The organism is Wolbachia endosymbiont (group B) of Aricia artaxerxes, from assembly GCF_964026975.1.
In the GTDB taxonomy this organism is placed as follows: domain Bacteria; phylum Pseudomonadota; class Alphaproteobacteria; order Rickettsiales; family Anaplasmataceae; genus Wolbachia.
The window spans coordinates 291,095-309,330 of sequence record NZ_OZ034718.1; the positions used below are offsets into that span (position 1 = coordinate 291,095).

The 18,236-nt window shown below is 34.4% G+C and carries 20 protein-coding genes and 4 pseudogenes; 15 read left to right on the forward strand and 9 right to left on the reverse strand.

Annotation, left to right across the window (positions count from 1 at the left end; all coding sequences use genetic code 11):
* The 6 genes from AAGE00_RS01305 (at position 1) to AAGE00_RS01330 (ending at position 4,660) form a co-directional block, all read left to right on the forward strand.
* A complete protein-coding gene (locus AAGE00_RS01305; RefSeq protein ID WP_265034251.1) occupies positions 1-504 on the forward strand; it encodes a phage major tail tube protein in 504 nt (167 codons plus the stop codon).
* 16 nt (positions 505-520) lie between these two features.
* Positions 521-772, forward strand: a complete 252-nt coding sequence (locus AAGE00_RS01310) for a phage tail assembly protein (protein WP_265034250.1) — start codon at positions 521-523, stop codon at positions 770-772.
* A 112-nt stretch (positions 773-884) separates the two neighbouring features.
* Entirely contained in the window at positions 885-3,050 is a 2,166-nt protein-coding gene (locus AAGE00_RS01315) for a phage tail tape measure protein (RefSeq protein WP_265034249.1), read from the forward strand.
* A 3-nt stretch (positions 3,051-3,053) separates the two neighbouring features.
* Positions 3,054-3,479, forward strand: coding sequence for a phage tail protein (locus AAGE00_RS01320; RefSeq protein WP_265034248.1), 426 nt, complete (start codon positions 3,054-3,056; stop codon positions 3,477-3,479).
* Entirely contained in the window at positions 3,460-3,663 is a 204-nt protein-coding gene (locus AAGE00_RS01325) for a tail protein X (RefSeq protein ID WP_341815294.1), read from the forward strand. Before AAGE00_RS01320 ends, AAGE00_RS01325 begins: the two co-directional genes overlap by 20 nt.
* 1 nt (position 3,664) lies before the next feature.
* The gene (locus AAGE00_RS01330; RefSeq protein ID WP_265034246.1) at positions 3,665-4,660 is read left to right on the forward strand and encodes a phage late control D family protein; all 996 of its coding nucleotides are present in this window, start codon (positions 3,665-3,667) and stop codon (positions 4,658-4,660) included.
* Here AAGE00_RS01330 and AAGE00_RS01335 read toward each other — a convergent pair.
* Positions 4,597-5,145 carry an ankyrin repeat domain-containing protein gene (locus tag AAGE00_RS01335; RefSeq protein WP_265015341.1) on the reverse strand — a complete coding sequence of 183 codons (549 nt, stop codon included), beginning with the start codon at positions 5,143-5,145 and terminating at the stop codon, positions 4,597-4,599. The genes AAGE00_RS01330 and AAGE00_RS01335 overlap by 64 nt on opposite strands.
* 128 nt (positions 5,146-5,273) lie before the next feature.
* On the opposite strand from AAGE00_RS01335, the gene AAGE00_RS01340 reads away from it, so the two are divergent.
* The 3 genes from AAGE00_RS01340 to AAGE00_RS01350 all read left to right on the forward strand — a co-directional run bounded on the left by AAGE00_RS01340 (position 5,274) and on the right by AAGE00_RS01350 (position 7,001).
* Positions 5,274-5,498: a hypothetical protein gene (locus AAGE00_RS01340; RefSeq protein ID WP_264377157.1), complete on the forward strand. Its 225-nt coding sequence runs from the start codon at positions 5,274-5,276 to the stop codon at positions 5,496-5,498.
* The gene (locus AAGE00_RS01345) at positions 5,495-6,400 is read left to right on the forward strand and encodes a patatin-like phospholipase family protein (protein ID WP_265034245.1); all 906 of its coding nucleotides are present in this window, start codon (positions 5,495-5,497) and stop codon (positions 6,398-6,400) included. Before AAGE00_RS01340 ends, AAGE00_RS01345 begins: the two co-directional genes overlap by 4 nt.
* A 295-nt stretch (positions 6,401-6,695) precedes the next feature.
* Positions 6,696-7,001 (forward strand): hypothetical protein, encoded by a 306-nt coding sequence (locus AAGE00_RS01350; protein WP_341815295.1) that lies wholly within the window; start codon positions 6,696-6,698, stop codon positions 6,999-7,001.
* 12 nt (positions 7,002-7,013) lie between these two features.
* Here the strand turns inward: AAGE00_RS01350 and AAGE00_RS01355 are convergent, their stop codons facing one another.
* Positions 7,014-7,973, reverse strand: a complete 960-nt coding sequence (locus tag AAGE00_RS01355) for an IS5 family transposase (RefSeq protein ID WP_341815149.1) — start codon at positions 7,971-7,973, stop codon at positions 7,014-7,016.
* A 111-nt stretch (positions 7,974-8,084) separates the two neighbouring features.
* Between AAGE00_RS01355 and AAGE00_RS01360 the strand changes: the two are divergent.
* From AAGE00_RS01360 to AAGE00_RS01370, 3 genes and pseudogenes are all read left to right on the forward strand, one after another.
* Positions 8,085-8,225 (forward strand): annotated as a pseudogene (locus tag AAGE00_RS01360) (IS110 family transposase); the annotation flags it as partial.
* A gap of 151 nt (positions 8,226-8,376) precedes the next feature.
* Positions 8,377-8,712: an IS630 transposase-related protein gene (locus AAGE00_RS01365; protein WP_341813349.1), complete on the forward strand. Its 336-nt coding sequence runs from the start codon at positions 8,377-8,379 to the stop codon at positions 8,710-8,712.
* Positions 8,713-8,740: 28 nt separating this feature from the next.
* Entirely contained in the window at positions 8,741-9,223 is a 483-nt protein-coding gene (locus AAGE00_RS01370; RefSeq protein ID WP_265015457.1) for an IS630 family transposase, read from the forward strand.
* Between the two features lie 111 nt (positions 9,224-9,334).
* Here the strand turns inward: AAGE00_RS01370 and AAGE00_RS01375 are convergent.
* A pseudogene (locus AAGE00_RS01375) lies at positions 9,335-10,171 on the reverse strand (IS630 family transposase).
* A gap of 60 nt (positions 10,172-10,231) precedes the next feature.
* Between AAGE00_RS01375 and AAGE00_RS01380 the strand changes: the two are divergent.
* Positions 10,232-10,411: pseudogene (locus AAGE00_RS01380) on the forward strand (transposase); the annotation flags it as partial.
* Here AAGE00_RS01380 and AAGE00_RS01385 read toward each other — a convergent pair.
* The 6 genes and pseudogenes from AAGE00_RS01385 to AAGE00_RS01410 all read right to left on the reverse strand — a co-directional run bounded on the left by AAGE00_RS01385 (position 10,406) and on the right by AAGE00_RS01410 (position 16,515).
* The gene (locus AAGE00_RS01385) at positions 10,406-10,567 is read right to left on the reverse strand and encodes an ankyrin repeat domain-containing protein (RefSeq protein WP_265014714.1); all 162 of its coding nucleotides are present in this window, start codon (positions 10,565-10,567) and stop codon (positions 10,406-10,408) included. The pseudogene AAGE00_RS01380 and the gene AAGE00_RS01385 sit on opposite strands and share 6 nt — an antisense overlap.
* Positions 10,568-10,669: 102 nt before the next feature.
* Positions 10,670-11,640: pseudogene (locus AAGE00_RS01390) on the reverse strand (IS481 family transposase).
* A 154-nt stretch (positions 11,641-11,794) separates the two neighbouring features.
* A complete protein-coding gene (locus AAGE00_RS01395) occupies positions 11,795-14,431 on the reverse strand; it encodes an ankyrin repeat domain-containing protein (protein WP_213864024.1) in 2,637 nt (878 codons plus the stop codon).
* A gap of 323 nt (positions 14,432-14,754) precedes the next feature.
* Entirely contained in the window at positions 14,755-15,156 is a 402-nt protein-coding gene (locus AAGE00_RS01400; RefSeq protein WP_213864023.1) for a helix-turn-helix domain-containing protein, read from the reverse strand.
* A 22-nt stretch (positions 15,157-15,178) separates the two neighbouring features.
* Positions 15,179-15,517, reverse strand: a complete 339-nt coding sequence (locus tag AAGE00_RS01405; protein ID WP_265014711.1) for a helix-turn-helix domain-containing protein — start codon at positions 15,515-15,517, stop codon at positions 15,179-15,181.
* A gap of 44 nt (positions 15,518-15,561) precedes the next feature.
* The gene (locus AAGE00_RS01410) at positions 15,562-16,515 is read right to left on the reverse strand and encodes a hypothetical protein (protein WP_341815296.1); all 954 of its coding nucleotides are present in this window, start codon (positions 16,513-16,515) and stop codon (positions 15,562-15,564) included.
* Positions 16,516-16,692: 177 nt separating this feature from the next.
* On the opposite strand from AAGE00_RS01410, the gene AAGE00_RS01415 reads away from it, so the two are divergent.
* Both AAGE00_RS01415 and AAGE00_RS01420 read left to right on the forward strand, forming a co-directional pair.
* On the forward strand, positions 16,693-17,439 hold the full coding sequence (locus AAGE00_RS01415) for a hypothetical protein (protein WP_341815161.1): 747 nt from the start codon (positions 16,693-16,695) through the stop codon (positions 17,437-17,439).
* Positions 17,440-17,764: 325 nt separating this feature from the next.
* Complete coding sequence (locus tag AAGE00_RS01420) at positions 17,765-18,163, forward strand: recombinase family protein (RefSeq protein WP_341815178.1); 399 nt, start codon at positions 17,765-17,767, stop codon at positions 18,161-18,163.
* Positions 18,164-18,236: the final 73 nt, after the last annotated feature.

Consider the following 18,236-nt stretch of genomic DNA (forward strand, 5'->3'; position numbering starts at 1 on the left):
GTGTTACCAAAGATCCTAAAGAATTTTAACGTATTCGTTGATGGTCGAGGTTATGCTGGTCGTATCGATGAAATTAGCCTACCAAAACTTGCGATAAAAACTGAAGAATATCGCGCAGGTGGAATGGATATACCAGTCAGCATTGACATGGGCATGGAGAAATTAGAAGCAGAGCTCACTTTTGCTGAATATGACTCTGAGCTCTTTAGGCTTTTCGGCTTGATAAATAATAATGCAGTCTCTCTTACTTTACGTGGAGGATTACAAGGAAGTAATAGTGAAGCTGAATCGGTAGTAGTTAACTTAAGAGGGCTCTTTAAAGAACTTGATTTTGGTAGCTGGAAACCTGCTGAAAAAGCAACACTAAAATGTATGGTTGCTGCCAACTATTATAAGCTCACTATTGATAGCAGAGAATTAATTGAAATTGATGCAGAAAACATGATTCGCAAGATCGATGGTGTTGATCAAATGGCTTCTATGCGCACAGCTCTAGGAATTTAAATGAGGAGGTAAAACAATGCAAAACATTAAATTAACTGAACCAATAAAAATTGATGGAATTTTAGTTTCAGAGATAACTCTACGCCGTCCAAAAGTTCGAGATCGCCTAGCTGTTGAACGTATGAGTAATAATGATGCAGAAAAAGAAGTAGCACTGATTGCAAATCTTGCAAGTATTTCAAGAGAAGCAGTAGAAGAACTTGATCTTGCAGATTACAGTAAGATTCAAGCAGCGTTACAAGATTTTTTGTCTCAGCAGAAGATTTAAGGCTGAGCATATTATCACTTAGCTCAATGGTTGGTGGTGGAATCAATCAGTGGCTTGATATGGATATTGAAGAATTTATTACTTGGTTTGAAAGTAGCGGAAAATTATACAAATGAAGGCAATTTCTATAGTAATTGGAGCAACACTGCAAAGCAGTTTTAATAGTACGATAGCAGGTAGCACGAAGCAACTTTCTCGTATTGGTAGTACGATAAAACAACTTGAATCATCAAGTAAATCAGTGTCTAAGTTTAAAGAGCTCAGCCACGATGCTCTGCTTGCTCGGCGTTCTTGGAATGAACTAGAAATAAAAACAAAATCTCTTGCTCAGCAGATAAAAAACGCAGAAGGACCAAGTAAGAGCCTGCAAAATGAGTTTACAAGGTCTAAAACTGCAGCACTGAAAGCTAAAACAGCTTATTTACAAAAAAGAAGTGCTCTCCACCTATTACGCACAGAGTTCAGTAAAAGTGGTAGAGATATAAAATCTCTTATTGGAGATCAAGTTAAACTTGGCTCTTCTACTCAAAAGCTTAAAAATAACTATACAGCTTTAAATTCTGTAATGCAAAAACGTAAAGGAGTTTTAGCGCAAAGAGCAAATTTTAGAGCTCAAATCATGGATACCATGGCACTTGGCCTCACCCTTGCAGCACCACTTAAGGCTGCAATTAGCTTTGAGAGCGCCATGGCTGATATAAAGAAAGTTGTAAAATTTGAAGATAGAGATGTAAATGGTTTAACGAAACTTGGTGAAACATTAAAGGAAATGTCACGGACAATTCCGCTATCTGCGGCAGAACTTGCACAAATTACTGCAAGTGGTGGTCAGCTTGGTATTGAAGCTAAAGATCTTACGGTTTTTACAGACACTGTAGCTAAAATGGCAACTGCGTTTGATATGTCAGCAGAAGAGGCAGGAGACGCTATTGCTAAACTTTCTAATATTTATCAAATTGAAATTGGTGAAATGGCAAACATTGGCGATGCTATCAATCATATCTCTGATAACACTGCAGCAAAAGCTAAAGACATTATTCCTACACTAAACAGAATCGGTGGTACAGCAAGGCAATTTGGCTTAACTGCAGTAGAAGCAGGAGCTTTAGCAAGTAGCTTTATTAGTCTTGGTAAGACTCCTGAAAAAGCAGGCACCGCAATTAATGCAATGCTCAGCAAGCTGCAAACAGCGAGTAAACAAGGTGGCAATTTTCAAAAAGCGTTTCAAGTGCTAAAAATAAATGCTCAGGAGTTTGAGAAAGCAATCGGTAAGAATGCACAAGGTACATTACTTAAGTTTTTAGAAACAGTTGCAAAATTAGATAAGCAAGAACGTTCTAGCGTTCTCTTTGACCTCTTTGGTCTTGAATATCAGGATGATATAGCGCTACTTACTGGTAGTCTAGATGAATATAGAAAATCTTTGCGATTAATAAACGAAGAATATCATGGCTCAATGCAAAGAGAGTTTGAAAATAGAGCAAATACTACAGCAAATAACCTTCAGTTACTTAAAAACTCAATAGCAGAAGTAGGAATGAATCTTGGTTATGTATTATTACCACCTTTAAATTTTACTGTTAATCTTCTGAGGTCAGCAACTACACAAGTAGCACTTTATGCCAAGGAATATCCAGTATTGACTACAGTAATCATGAGTACTACTACAGCGTTGATTAGCATTAAAATAGCAGCTATATCTCTTGGCTATGCTTGGACTTTTGTAAAAGGTTCTTTATTGGCTCTTTTATCTACTTGGAAAGTGTTTGGATCTGTTATTACTTTGGTAAAAATAGGTCTTTCTGCAGTTTTTCCAGCAATTATTGCTGGATTTAAAGCATTAACAATTGCTGTGATGAGCAACCCTATGGGGCTGATTATTGGTGGTATTGCTGTTGCTGCAACTTTGATAATTACCAAATGGCAAGCAGTAAAGAACTTTTTTGTTACTATCTGGGAATCAGTGAAAATTGTATGGAAGTCTTTTTCTGATTGGGTAGGAAAATTTTGGAATAATATTACTCAGCCCTTTAGAACAATCAGTAATCTGTGGAATAAAAGGAATGAGTCTAAACTAGAAGTTAAGTCTGTAAATAACGTTATAAGAGATTCTCTTAAACACCCAATTGCAGCGCACAGTAAAACTGTAGAGAATAGAACGCAAAATAATCACCTTAGTATTAATATTCACTCAAGCCAAGATGCACGCAGTATTGCTGATGAAGTGATGGAGCGAATTAGAGAGCAATTTAGTGGTGCACTTTACGATGTAAACTGAATTATGCTGTCTCTTGGTCCATATAGATTTTCATTAACTGAGCAAGGTTTCACACGTAGAAATGAATATCGTTGGCCCGCGCTTGAGCGCATTGGAGAAAAGCCATTGCTTCAAAGTATTGGCCCTGGGGAGGATATTATTGAGCTTGCAGGAGTAATTTATTCAGGAGGACTGGAGCAAATAAATAATATGCGAAATTCAGAAAAACCTTTCTTGCTAATTGATGGCCAAGGTAATATTTTAGGCCATTTTGTTATTGTGAAAATAGAAGAAACACAGAAATTCTTTTTTCCAAATGGCGAACCAAGGAAGATTGAGTTTCATTTAAGTTTAAAACGTTATGATAACGTATTACTAGATAGCAATTTATCATCACGAAATAGCACTACTGACTTTACTGTAACTGACAATGATGTACTACAAGACTAAAGAAAATGACATGTTGGATTTTATTTGTTGGAGACACTATGGATTCAGCTCTGGCACAGTTGAAGTTGTATTAAAAGCTAATCCTGGGCTTGCAGAGTACGAGCTTCTTCCTGCAGGATTAGTCATTAAACTTCCTGTTATTCAAAAAGCGATACAAAAGCAAGTAGTAAAACTATGGGATTAAAATGACACCAGACTTTAGTATTTCAGTAGAAGGAATTTTAATTACTGAGCTAATAAAGAGTCGATTAGTATCAATGCATATTACTGATGAAGCTGGAGTAATAAGTGATACTGCTGTAATTCATCTTGATGACCGTGATTCATTATTTGAGATTCCTAGAACTGGGGCAAAGCTAAATATTTTACTCGGGTATAAGGAAACTGGTATTGTGCCAATGGGAGATTACATAGTGAATGAAATTACGCTACAAGGTCCACCACAGGTGCTAAAGATTAAGAGTTATGCAGCAGATTTAAAACAGTCTTTAAAGGAACAAGTGTTTAATGAGTGGCATCAAATTACTTTAAATGATTTAGTGGAAAAAATTGCAAACAAACATGGCTATCAAGCTAAAGTTGCTGCAGAGTTTGCAAATATCATGATATCGCATATTGATCAGACTGCAGAGAGCGATATGCATTTTTTAACCAGGCTTGCTCAAATTTATGGAGCAATAGCAAAACCTGCAGGAGGATATTTACTTTTTGTTTCAAAAGGGAAAGCAAAATCAGTTACCGGAAAAACTTTAAGCACTATTACTTTAACACCTAGAGATATTACAAGTTGGCAAGTAAGATTTAATGAGCGTAATCAATATGGCTCGGTTATTGCCTATTGGTATGATTATGAAAAAGCAGAGACTATAACAGAAAAAATAGGTGATCAAGAACCAAGCTATATTCTGCGAGATGTTTATGCAAGCAGTGATTTGGCGCAAAGTGCAGCATCTGCAAAATTAAATCAGCTGATGAGCAGTACAGCAACACTCAACATTACAATGGCAGGAAATCCTGAATTATTTACCGAAGCAAAGATCAACCTTTTGGGATTTCGCAAAGGAGTTTATGGTGGTTGGATAATAAATAAAGCTGAGCATGTAATTGATAACCTGGGCTATCGTAGTATGATAACAGCTGTTACGGAGGCACGGGAAAGTAAATTGATAATTTCCTCATAGATATCTTTTTTTTCTTTATTATTATTTAATTCCTCTACAGCAAGATCTAAAGGAGTTTTTTTATCTTTGTTTTTAGCAAGAGGATTTGCTCCGTTTTCCAGTAGAAATTTAGTGATTTCTAGATGTCCTTTTCGTGCAGCATAATGCAAAGCTGTCCAGCCAAAAGCATCAGTAGTATTTATATCAATGCCTTCTTCAACCAGAAATTTTATAACTTCTAAACAGCCTCCACTTGTAGCATAGTGTAATGATGTTGCACCAAAATAGTAGGTGTCATTGATATTTACTGCATTTTTTATTAAGGATTTTATGTTATCCAAATTGCAGCTTTCAGCTGCAATACGTAATGCTATTCTATCTTCACTAGTTGTTTTACTTTCTATTGGTATAATTTTTGATGGTTTACAATGCTGAAACAAAAAGATAACACATATTATTGGTATTATCGAATTTACTAATAGTTTTCGAAAAATGCTGAATTTCATATCTATGATATTATTTACATTACTTGCTTAATGCAATGAGTTAGCTTTAAGAAAAATTCTTAAGATTTTTTTGGACGTATTTTTGACAAATCTTGTATATATTAGTATACAGCTTTTTGTACAAAAACATGAAAAACCAAAGTACAGGAAAGATCCCTGTAGCAGTAATTGCTACTATGGTAATACAAACAATAGCATTTATCTGGTGGCTGGCCAAACTTGACTTAAGAGTGCAGATACATGACAGGTTTATAGAGCAAAATCAAAGGACTACAGAAATCATCTATCGTCTTGAAGAAAGAGTCAAAAACCTTGCTGAAGAAGTTAACGAGCTTGAGCAGAGACAAAAATGACAAAGTACATTTTATCGGTTGATGGAGGAGGAATTAGAGGAATAATTCCTGCAATTATTCTAGCAGAAATTGAATCTAGGATAAAAAAGCCAATTTCTCAGATCTTTGATTTAATGGCAGGTACCTCAACCGGTGGAATTATTGTTGCTGGACTTTGTAAAAGCAATAAACTTCAATACTCTGCCAATGATTTGGTTGAACTTTACCAAGAGTATGGAGCATATATCTTTCAAGCATCACTTTGGAGAAAATCAATCGCTTCTTGGCTGAGTGGTTCTCAGTACTCATATAAAAATATGGAATTTATTCTCAACAAATACTTCGGCGAAAGCACTATGGCCGATGTTGCGAGTAATCTACTGCTCACTAGTTATGACATTCACAACAATTGTGAATTTTTCTTCAAAAGTTGGAAAGAAGAAAACATTAAGTTGAAAGATGCACTCAGAGCTACAACAGCTGCTCCAACGTACTTTACACCAAAACGTCTGAAAATTAGCCAAACAGAGAGAGTGTTGATAGATGGCGGAGTGTTTGCCAATAATCCAGCTGCTTGTGCATATGCAAGTGCTAAGAGGTTATTTCCAAATGATGATATTGTACTGGTATCAATAGGTACTGGCAGAACAGATAGGAGCATAGAGTATGTTAATTCAAGAAGATTTGGAAAAATAGGGTGGGTCAAGCCACTACTGAATGTGATGTTTGCCTCTGGATTGGATTGTGTTGATTATCAACTAGAGCAAGTAATAGATGATAAATATATGCGAATACAATCACAATTGAAAGTAGCATCAGCTGAAATGGATGATATAACACCTCAAAATATTAAATGCTTGCAGCAAGAAGCAAAGGCAATGATAGAAAGTCACCAAAGAGTAATTGATATGCTATCAACATGATATAAGTTTATGAAAAACTTTTTTTCTGATGAGAGAGTTATAAAATTCAAAGCTTTTTTGAAAAAGATAGAATTTTAAAAAATAATTTGGACGTTTTTTTTACCAATCTTGTATATATATAACATAAACTTGAAGCGCAGGAACTACAAAAGAAAATTCAGCTTTAAGAGAACAAAGATAGTAAAAAATCTTCTAATCAAAAAAAGGATGTAATATGTTAAAAAACGTGAAATCTTTATTATACAAAAGTAAAATGTCGAAATGTTTTTTCACAATGTTACTTGCATGCTTTATTATGACAATATGTAACGCTCAGCCACCTCAAAAAAATAACGTACATGAGTTCACATCAGCCACATGGAATACCAACGGCCCGCGCTGGAATGTTGTGCAAGCGTTGATGAATTATGGATTAGACATTTTAGCCATTCAAGAAGCTGGAAATATTGGAGATATTTCTAGTCAATTGTCTAGTCCGGCCGGCAATCGATTACAGATTTGCTTTGGAGGGTTTGACCTTGAGCCTAACTCAGACGTAGGCGTTCAGGAATATATTTGGAATACTGGATGGCTTTGTTGCATAGCACTGATAGGCATGTAAATCACAGTGAATTTACGCAGCTAATTTAAATTCAGCCATACCTATATCAGTAAATTTGTTCAATAAGTAGCACTTAATTAACAGCTCTTTTTCACGATTTACCTCTGATTTATTTTTCAAGCCAAACCCAAATATTTGCTTCAACCTATAGAAAAAGACTTCAATATAAGACCGTGCTCCATACTTAACTTTTTTCTTCCATTCATTAATACCATCTTCATAATTCTCATATGACCTAATTCTACTAATATACTTGTTTCTTTCTGATAAGTAGTCAGCTAAACAAATTTTAGTATCCTTCCTAGGGCGAATAATAGGCACAATATTGTATTTTCTGCATTCTTTATACACACTTTTTATATCATAAGCCGCATCTGCTCGAATAGAACAAATGTTATATTTATCACTGACTTCTTCTAACATATCGCAGACCGGCAAATAGTCTACAGCAACACCACTAGTGTAGTTCATGCTTATTGCTTTCTTATCATTTATGTTTAAAACAACATGTAATTTTCTTACTTGACCATAACCACTGTATTTTCTTTTTCGAATATTAAGCTTACTATGCCCACCGTTATTATTGTAGATACTAACTCTAGTGCTATCTACGGCAATTTCAACATTTTCCAGATCATCTTTATTGCTTCTATGGTCATCAATCTTCAAATTAAGCTTTTTAAATCTTCTGGAAGCTTGTGTATAGCTGATAATCTTAAGTTTTTTGCCTATTTGTACCATATAACCTTTTACAAAACCTACAGCTTGTCTCAAGCCAATTCTAAAAAGATGAACTATTATGTGTATTAAAATTACAACTTTATCACTATAAGTGTTATTGCCACCTGCAACTTTTGGACTATTTTCATACCAATTTTCTATGGCTTGATTAACAAAATGAAAAACATTTCCTCTTTTTTTGAGAAACTCGTTATATTCTCTTTGGTTACTTACTCTCATTTTTTGTGGCATAAGTTGTACTTGTTTGAAAAATGCCTATTTTACAACAAAATTCGTTAGTAGCCATATATTAAAAAGCTTTTCTTCTTACAATAACCTCAACCAACACTAGCTATGCAACAAAGCCAGTCAGAACTTGCTGCTTTTTATTGTAAGCTTATTGATAGTGGTAAAAGAAAGATGGTAGCACTCACTGCACTTATGCGTAAAATTATAGTCATCGCCAATGCCAGACTTAAAGAAGCAATTAATTTGCATGTTTAGAAATTTACATGGCAATAATTAAAATTAGTTAATGAATATGTGCGTCCACACACACTAAACGCACATATTCATTGGTTTAAGCAAGGTATAGTATTTCCTAAAGTAAATGATAAAGGTATAATAAAGTATTTGAGTTATAATGGCATATAGTGTGGATTTAAGGGAAAAGGCAGTATTGATGATAGAAAAAGGTAAGACAAAGGTTGAGGTAGCAGAGCTTATGGAGATAGGAATAGCAACTCTGTACCGTTGGTTAAAAAAGAAAGCTGCTGGTGAAAGCCTCAAGCCATCTAAAAACGGTAGCTTTATTCGAAAAATAGACCCCAAAATACTCGAAGAATATGTTACAAAGAATCCAGATCATACTCTGGCAGAGATGAAACAAAATCTTGGATTTGGAATAAACTCAATTTGGTATAGACTAAAACAGCTAAAAATTACTTTAAAAAAAAGTCACACTATATCAAGAGCGCAATCAAGAAGATAGGGAGCAATTTATTGATAAAATCTCAAAAATAGACCATTCCAGCATCTTATATATAGATGAAGCAGGAGTTGATAATAAGTTATACCGAGAATATGGACGCGCTCCAAGAGGAAAGAAAATTTATGCAGATATTCCAGGGAGAACTCGAGAGAGAATCAGTATAGTAGCCGGGTGGATTGGAAAGAGATTTATTGCACCAATGACTTTCAAAGGTGGGTGTGACAAAGAGGTATTCAATACATGGTTGGAGAAGATGTTATTACCTACATTGCCACTTGGCACAACTATAGTTATGGATAATGCTACATTTCATAAGACCACTAAAACAAAATCATTAATAGAGTCTTTTGGCTGTCATTTGCTGTATCTTCCAACATATTCACCAGATTTGAATCCTATAGAATACTGTTGGCATACCATCAAAAGCCGCCTCAGACCTCTCATGTATAAATATACAGACTTACAGCTTTTGGTTGGTAATACCATAATGGAACTTTATCATCCATTTTAGAAAATACTATAGTTGATGCTGGCTACACAGGAGAAAATTTTGCAACACAAATAAAAGCAACTATTGGCGCTACCGTTGAAGTATAGCCCTTCCCATAATAGTCCAAAAAGGTCATAAGAAGGAAGAATCGACAGCATGACGAAAAGATTTGAATAGAGGAATGTTTTTCCTGATTCTGTTTTTTATAGCAAACCAATTATGCTCAATTTTGTTAAAATCTGGAGAATACGGAGGCAGATATAAAATTTCTGCACCAACCCCTTTAGCAAGTTCGGTAATCTTATTAGACTTATGAAAAGTAGCATTATCAAGGATAACAGTTTGTCCAGGTTCCAAAATCGGTGTCAGAAACTGCTCAAACCATTTATTAAAGATATCCATATTGCAGTGGCCTTCAAAGGTTAACGGAGCAATTATTTTTCTTCCACTTAAGGCTGCAACCATGCTAATTCGTTGAGTTTTCTTCCCAGATTTTAGGGCATAAAACCGCTGTCCTTTCTGGCAATACCCATAGGTTCAGTGTTATCAATGCCAGACTCATCTATATACACTAATTCTTTAGGTTCTTTTGTTGCTATAACCTTTGAAAATTGAGCTCGCTTTTCTTCATTTCTTTCTTTATATCCGTAGGTCTTTTTTTTCTTGTGAATCCTATATTTTTAAGTGCTCGATGAATTGTTTGTCTACTAATATTGCCCCAGCATCTCTGACTGAGTTTTGCCACCTTGCTCATTTGCAAATTCGGCAAATGCATTCCAGTCGGTAATTTTATGCCACGCTTCCAGGCTTTTTTGACTGAAAATCTCCCGTTTTCTCACGTCTTTTCTTCCACTCATATAAAGTTGTTTTTCCGATCTTAAATCTCTTGGCAACAGTTTCTCCACTCTCCCCTTCATCCAACGCTTCCATTACCTTTTTCCTTAAGTCATAACTATATGCTACTGGCATCCTTACCTTCACTACTATAAATCTACATCTTACTCTTTTTGGACTATTATGGGAAGCGCTATAATAAAGCGAAACGAATTACACACCTTTGTCGTATTGCCGAAAAGATGGGTTGTTGAGAGATCTTTTGCTTGGTTGCAAAAATGTAGGCGATTGTGGAAAAATTGCGAGCGGAAACTCAACACTAGCCTACAAATGGTCTTTCTTGCTTTCGCTGCTTTGCTTCTGAAAAGATTATGAACAGGCTCTAAGAAACTTTACAATCTCAATATGACCTCCTTTAGAAGCATGATGTAAAGCTGTCCAATTATTTCTATCTTTGCTATCAATAGTAGCTTCTTTTTCTTCAATCAAGTATTGTACAACATTAAGGCTATTGCTTGCAGCAGCATCCACTTATTTTCCCCTTGTTCATTAACACTTAATCCTTGTTGATCGATAAAAAATTCTACAATATCCTTATGTGTAATAGTTTAGACTTGATCTGACAGTCATGAATTATCTGACAGAAGAATCGACGAAGTCAAAACCGATATCAGAATCTGTTTTAATGTTATCAATATTTTTTTGGTAAGCAATATGCATACTATCAAAAAAGGTCTGCATAGGAGTCTTACCATAGCAATACTTACCGGAATGAGGTCTAGTTCTGTTGTAAGAATGCAACCAATCTAACTGAAGCTCCTCCAAAGTACTATAAATCTTTTTCCTAAAAATAATATTATAACATTCATCTTGCATAGTTCTATGAAACCTTTCACATATACCATTAGTCTGTGGAGAGTAAGCTTTGGTTCTAGAATGATCAATATTTTCTACTCCCAAATATAACTGGTAAGCATGATTTCCTGGCTTGCCACAATACTCTGTACCACGATCAGTTAAAATGCGTAGCAATGGAACTTTCTGTTCGTCAAAAAATGGTATAACTCTATCATTGAGAAGATCTGCAGCTGTGATAGCAGTTTTCTCCGTATAAAGTTTAGCAAAGGCCACTCTAGAGTAGGTATCAATAAAAGTTTGTTGATAAATTCGTCCAATACCTTTGATATTACCTACATAATAGGTATCTTGACTACCTAAGTATCCAGGGTGTTGTGTCTCAATTTCGCCATTGGCCTCTTTTTGTTCCTTGGTTTTTTCTAAAGCAGCAACTTGCTCCTCTGTCAAAATTATACCGTCTTGGATCACCTTCGCTTCCAGTGCTTTCAATCTCTTTTTAAAATTTTCGAGATTGCCATATTGACCTTATGCCGCTAGCAGATATTAGAATTCCTTTTTTCTTTAATTCATTAGCTGCTCTTTCTTGTCCATATGCTGGAAACTCTACTAACTACTGCTTCTTCTGTATCCTTTGGTACTCTATTGGCAAGTAATGGTTTGCTTTTGTTTATCTCATATAATGCTTTTTCTCCTCCTGCTTCATACAGTTCTTTAAAACGGTAAAATGTATCTCTCGAATATCCCATCACTTTACATGCCTGTGATACATTCCCTAATTGTTTTGCAACCCAACTTTGGTTTTAGTATTTTTTCTTGTGTTATACTCATATCTGACACTCCTTTAAAATTTATTTATATTTTTATCTTACTTTATTAGTCTGTCAGATCAAGTCTAAACTATTATACCTTATGCCCATTTTTTGCAGCAATGTGCAAAGGTTTTTCCCTACTATCTGCTCTTGCGTTTACATTTGCTTTTTTTTCTACCAGAAATTCTGCTGCTTTTGTATAACCGTTGCAAGCAGCATAATGGAGTGGTGTCCAGTTATTCAGATCTGAATAGTTAACATCAATCTCATTTGCAAAAAGACCTTTAATCTTATTAATGTCATCACCAAAGTTATCTCCTCTTACAGCATTGAATAGCTCTCTACTCCGCAATAACTTTGCCACCTCCCTGTGACTATCTCCTTTTTCAACAGCAAGTTGCAACGGCGTTTCTCCACTTAAACCCGTAGCGCCAATATTTGCTCCTTTTTCTATAAGAAATTTTACTACCGGTAATCGATTTTTATAAACGGCATAGTGAAGCGGTGTCCAGTTATTTTTTCCTACTTCATCAATATTTGCTTGCTTACTCAGAAAAAGCTCTACCACGTCACCTTTGCCATAAGTAGCAGCAAGATGTAAAGGTGTATTTCCGTCAGAATCTTTAGCGTTAACAACATTTGGATCTTTATTGATAAGTTCTGTTGCTAGCGTTTTATACCCTAAGCTAGCAGCGTAATGTAACGGCTGCCATCCATTTTTCTCGTATGAATAATTAAGATTTTGAATATATTTTCTGACCTTTGATACATCATTTTTCCTTATAGCATCAATCAACGCCTTGCCCTGCAACATTGCTTTAACTTCTTGCCGATTACTTTCACCTTGGGAAAGCTGTTGAGCAAGGTCAAGTGGAGTTACACTATTAGAATTTTCAGCATAAATATCTGCTTCTTTTTTTATCAAAAACTTTACTAAATCGCTGCTACCTTTGTTAACAGCATGATGTAGCGGTGTCCAATTATCCTTTCCTTGATCATTAATATCTAGTCCCTTCTCATCAATGAAGAATTTTACAATTTTTGTATGTGCATGGCTGGACGCAATATGTAAGGGTTTATCTCCATCATTAGTTGTAGCATTAATGTTTGCTCCTCTTTCCACTAGTAGCTTTACCAGCTCTTGAGCTTCTGTTTTTTTATTAGCAATATAATGTAACGGGGTCCATCGGTTGTTATCTTCACGGTTAATTTCAGCTCCTTCCTCAAGGCATTTTTTGATCTTATTAATATTTCCTTCTTCTATTGAATTAAGCAATGCTCTACTCAATAATAACCGTGTTGTTGCCTGATGGTCTTTTTCTTTAGCTAATTGTAACGGTGTCTTGTTACCAGAATTTATAGCTTCAATATTTGCTTCCTTTTCAAGAAGAAGCTCTACAATATTTTTATGACCTTGATCAGCAGCAATATGTAAAGGCGTATTTCTCTCATAGTCTTTAGCATTAATAACACTTAAATCCTCTGCTATGAGCACTTCTGCTGAAGATTTATAACCTAAACTTGCAGCATAGTGTAATGGAGTCCACTTATTACTTTCATACAGATAACTAACTTTAGCTTTCCTCTCAATAAGATTTGAGACTTCTGTAATATCATTCTGCTTTACAGCATCAATTAATGCCTTACCTAGCAGTATTTCTTTCACTTTTTCATAGTCCTTGTCTTTAATGAGGTCAAATGGAGTTTTATTGCCATAATTTTTAGCATTGATATTTGCTCCCTTTTTCTCTACTAAGTACCTAACGACATCAACGCGATTACTTTCAGCAGCATAATGTAGGGGTGTCCAATTATCCTTTCCTTGATCATTAACACTTAGTTTTTTTTCATCCAAAAAGAACTTTACAATATTTTCATGTCCGTTTCTTGCAGCAATGTGCAAGGGCTTATTATTATCAGAATTTCTAGAATTAATGTCTGCATTTTTATCTACTAAAAACCTTACAAATTCCAAATCATCTACTGTTCTATTAGAAGCATAATGTAAGGCTGTCCAACCATTCTGATCTTTATAATCAATTTCTCCTTTTTCAAGACATTCCTGAACTTTTTTACTACTTCCTTCCTTTGCAGCATCAAGCAATGCTTTATTTTGTCGTAACTTTTCCCTTTCTGATTCTTTTCCCCTCAAAAATTCTGTAATAGATTGAAACCTCTTTTCCTCAGCAAGCTGTAATGGTGTTTTACCAACAGGATTTTTTTTGCTAATATCTGCTCCATTTTCTACGAGGAATACCACAACTGAGTACTTACCTTCTTCAGAAGCGTAATGCAATGGTGTCCAAGCACCATTAGCTAGAGCATCAATCGTTGCGTTTTTTCCTACTAAAAACTTTGCCATCTCAAGTTCACCTTTTTTAGCGGCATAGTGAAGTGGCGTCACGTAATCTTTTCCTGGATCATTAACATCCATTTTTTTCTCATTAATAAAAAACTCTACGATTTTTGTATGTCCATTATCTGCAGCAATATGTATAGGCTTCTGCTGAGCATTGGTTTTACCATCGATAAGGTTTATACCTGTTAAGTTTGCTAAAAATTCTGTAGCGTTTAAGTTGCCATACTGAGCAGTATAGTGTAGCAAATTCCACCCATCTACGTCAGAATGCCCAGCAATAGTCACATTATCGTTTATAAGTTCTACAACTTTTCTGTTATTATTATTTCTTATAGCTTGTTTTATATTTTCAAACTGCTCTGATGGCATCTAACCCTCTCTAAAATTGACAAAATCCTCACCAAAAAGCTCTTTGCATTAATAGGTTATGTATAAACATTTTACAGTGCAATATTTATTTTAAAAATGCAAGTTTTGGATTAAAGGAAAACAGAAAAGACCGGAAAGTAGAGTAAACTCAATAATTACAAAATAGAATACAGTCTTCTGGAATAAAGTAATTTCCTGCGCGAAACAGCGCTATCCATGTTAAAGAATTAAAAAAATGGAATTGCTGTCTTTCTATAGTATAAAGTACAAATAACTGATTAGGTGGCTTGAGGAAAGAATACTGAAACAATACCTTAACTTCTCTACTCTGAGATTGACGTGCATTTAACATCCCATTTGAAGCCTGTGTTAGCAAGAGCTTTAATCACTAAATGAACAATATCGCGCAATGCTTCATCCTTAATTTTTCTATATTCCCTTACTAATCGGGATATTTCTTCGCTGCCCACATCGCTACGAAAGGCCTTATCATGCAAATCTTCAGAGGCTTTGGTAAAAAAATATGACATATCAACTGACAAAGCTTCTGCCAAATTATACAATCTATCAACTACAAGCCTTACCTCTCCAGTTTCATATCCTTGTATATGCTGAAATGAAATTCCAAGCTTCTTTCCTAAGTCTCTTTGACTAAAACCACACATTAACCTTCTTTTCCTTATTCTTTCCCCTATTTGTTTATCGATAGGATGTTGTATAGTCATTTTACGTATCAGGTAATATTAACTATGTATTATCACTTTGAGAAAAAGATTTTACCAATATATAAACTGCACTACGTAACCTTTTGCTCTTAATTTCGTTATATCCTTTAACTAACTTTAACACCTCTTCATCATAAGCTTCATGTGAGTCAGCATGCATATCAGTAAAAAAGTTAGCAACATCAATAGATAGAGCTTTTGCTAAGTCATATATCCTACTGGCTAAAACACAATTTGAACCATTTTCGTATTTTTGTATCTGTCTGTATGAAACACCTATTCTCTTTCCTAATTCGGTCTGTGTCAAACCACGATCTAACCTAAGTTGTTTTATTTTTTTACCTAATTGTATGCGATCCACCTTTAATTTTAGCTATTCAATTTACAACAAATTTTATGAAAAAGCTAGCAAAGTAATTGCTTTAATAATTTCTGCCTCTCGCTAATTAAATCGCTTGGCCTTACGTATTTTTTCTCAATTTCCCTCATCTCTTTTTCTCGCTCTGCAATGCTATTTCTTATTACTTCAGCTGAATATCTACTTTTGCCACCTGTAAACTCTGATCTTAATCTCCTAACCTTATATTCGAGCTCAGCAAATTTTTCATGTTTTTCAAGGAGTTCTATCATGTGACTGATTTCAGAATTTAGCTTTTTTTCCTCAATATCTCTCACAATAAAAGAAAGGAGAAGCTTATCTATTTGGTAATCAATATTTGGTTGATCAGCAAATAGATTGATCATAGCTTTTACATCAGTAGGATTTGCAACTAATAAGCTAAAATTACTACATAAAAAACTATAGAACTTTATCGTCTTCACAAGATAATTTTTCATATCTTGTGATAATTGCAATTCTTTGTGAATTCCTGATAACGATATTTTTAATTCTTCCAAATATTTCGTATCAAAATTACTTACTTTTTCAGGTACAAGAATCATGAGCAGCTTTTTTATGAGCTCAACATCATTTGACTTAACTGCATTATAAAGAGCTTTATCCTTATCTTTTTTTAAATCATAAAGCTCTGATGAGTTATCTATACTGAATAAATAGTTTGCTACGTCAGTGTTTCCTTGAGGAGAATAGATCAGAATATCCAATTCTCTTAGCGGGTGGTCATCATTAAACTTTTCTAGTAACTGCTTATCGGTAGTTTCCTCTATTGCTAAAGCAGCTTTACTGATCTTTTTCAGTTCAGAAACATTATCTCTTGAATTTTCAAGTATGTCTTTAGCCTTGTCTAGCAGCTGCTCATATAGAATTATTTTTTCTTCATTATCAAGTAGCTGACAATGCTTCTTCAACTTTTCAGTGGAGTAAGACAAGAGATCCATTTCTTTCAGTTTTACAATCATAATACCCAACTTTGATTGAAATTGAAATAATTTTTACAAGATGTGTTTTTCTAGTGTAAATGCCCGTAAAACTTGTTATTATAATATACAGTAAATTAATAAGTCGTATAATATTAACAATTAAATAATATTTATCACGATATGATCGAATAGTAATTAGATTAAGTGAGAGTTACAATGAAAAAAATAAATAGTAAAAGATTGTCTAGTAAAATGTTAAAAGCGGTAGAGCGAATAGCAAAAGAAGGATTATTGCCTAATTTAATAAAAGCTGCTCCAACAGCGAATAAAAAGATTAGTAAATTACCTGTCTTAACATATCCTGAGAAGCTCAATCCATTTCGATCAGCTTTATGCAGGACAAGACTAAGTGAATATGAAAATATGAAACTAAATGAATTCCTGGAAAAAGCTATTGCAGCTAAAAATATAAACGAGTTAAGTAAAGTTATCGATGAAGCTTTGGACTTAGGAATAAGAATAAATGCTGCCAATGAAGATGGCTTTAGCTTCGCTAACGTTACAATGTTTAAGATTTATCGTGATGAATTCAAAGGAAATAAACAAGAAGATATAATCAGGAAGTTAGCCTTAAATGGAGCAGAATTTAATGTACAAGTTGATAAGAAAATAACTGAAAAAGTGCAAAAAGAAATTGAGCCACAAATATATAATCTACTCAAAAAGCTCAGGGAAGTTGGAGAGAACGCTACTATAGAAGGGACTGTTGAAAATGTAGAAATCGATAATAAGACCTTCTATATTGAATTTTCACATAGCTGCATAGTTGATGTTGCAAAAGTTATAGAAGGTGCAAAAAACTTGGGCCTGAGCAAGGGAGATTTAAATCTTGGTGGCAATATCCTAAAAATAGGTGATGGTGAAGTTGAAGTGAAAACTGGAAAAGATGGAAAAAGAGACTAAGTGGATATATCGGATAACAGCGCTTTTACACTACCGACAATGTTGCAAAAAACATAAAAATAAAACTAGAGAAAACCATTTCTCGAAAACTTCTGTGTCCAGAACCAAGAGTCCGATTTACTTATAGCGCTAATAATCAATTAACCATCGGCTTTAAGGAATGATATGAACATATTATTTCAAGGAAAAGTCATGAGAAACAAGAGATTAGCTATCCAAATTAGCTGTAGCTATGAACCTAATCGGTTAGCAGAACAATGCTTATCAGATGCTTATGAAAAGGTAGTGTCAAAGGAAATAAGTCAAAAAAACTTAAAACATAAAAATGGGATTCAAGGAGGGTCAAATGGTAACAGTATGTTTATATGCGAGAGTTTCTTCGGGGAAACAAGTAGAAGGAAATACGATAGAAAGTCAAATTGCAGCTTTAGAGAAGCAAATTAATCTGGACGGATACAGATTGTTAAGTGAGTATAAATTTATTGATAACGGCTACAGTGGATCTCATTTAGTCCGCCCTGATTTAGAAAAATTACGTGATAAAGTAACAGAAGGTAAAATTGATAAGATTTACATTCATTCTCCTGATCGTTTATCTAGAAAATATGCATATCAAATGGTGCTGATTGAAGAATTTGAAAAAGCAGGAGCAAAAGTGGTTTTTTTAAATTATGAGATTAACGGTAACCCAGAATGGCTTTGTTGCATAGCTAGTGTTGGTTGAGGTTATTGTAAGAAGAAAAGCTTTTTAATATATGGCTACTAACGAATTTTGTTGTAAAATAGGCATTTTTCAA

Bases quoted from the DNA above. Each gene is read 5' to 3' on its own strand.
- AAGE00_RS01310 (WP_265034250.1), top strand. From the start codon at position 521: ATGCAAAACATTAAATTAACTGAACCAATAAAAATTGATGGAATTTTA.
- AAGE00_RS01315 (WP_265034249.1), top strand. From the start codon at position 885: ATGAAGGCAATTTCTATAGTAATTGGAGCAACACTGCAAAGCAGTTTT.
- AAGE00_RS01320 (WP_265034248.1), top strand. From the start codon at position 3,054: ATGCTGTCTCTTGGTCCATATAGATTTTCATTAACTGAGCAAGGTTTC.
- AAGE00_RS01325 (WP_341815294.1), top strand. From the start codon at position 3,460: ATGATGTACTACAAGACTAAAGAAAATGACATGTTGGATTTTATTTGT.
- AAGE00_RS01330 (WP_265034246.1), top strand. From the start codon at position 3,665: ATGACACCAGACTTTAGTATTTCAGTAGAAGGAATTTTAATTACTGAG.
- AAGE00_RS01335 (WP_265015341.1), bottom strand. From the start codon at position 5,145: ATGAAATTCAGCATTTTTCGAAAACTATTAGTAAATTCGATAATACCA.
- AAGE00_RS01340 (WP_264377157.1), top strand. From the start codon at position 5,274: ATGAAAAACCAAAGTACAGGAAAGATCCCTGTAGCAGTAATTGCTACT.
- AAGE00_RS01345 (WP_265034245.1), top strand. From the start codon at position 5,495: ATGACAAAGTACATTTTATCGGTTGATGGAGGAGGAATTAGAGGAATA.
- AAGE00_RS01350 (WP_341815295.1), top strand. From the start codon at position 6,696: ATGACAATATGTAACGCTCAGCCACCTCAAAAAAATAACGTACATGAG.
- AAGE00_RS01355 (WP_341815149.1), bottom strand. From the start codon at position 7,973: ATGCCACAAAAAATGAGAGTAAGTAACCAAAGAGAATATAACGAGTTT.
- AAGE00_RS01395 (WP_213864024.1), bottom strand. From the start codon at position 14,431: ATGCCATCAGAGCAGTTTGAAAATATAAAACAAGCTATAAGAAATAAT.
- AAGE00_RS01400 (WP_213864023.1), bottom strand. From the start codon at position 15,156: ATGACTATACAACATCCTATCGATAAACAAATAGGGGAAAGAATAAGG.
- AAGE00_RS01410 (WP_341815296.1), bottom strand. From the start codon at position 16,515: ATGATTGTAAAACTGAAAGAAATGGATCTCTTGTCTTACTCCACTGAA.
- AAGE00_RS01415 (WP_341815161.1), top strand. From the start codon at position 16,693: ATGAAAAAAATAAATAGTAAAAGATTGTCTAGTAAAATGTTAAAAGCG.
- AAGE00_RS01420 (WP_341815178.1), top strand. From the start codon at position 17,765: ATGGGATTCAAGGAGGGTCAAATGGTAACAGTATGTTTATATGCGAGA.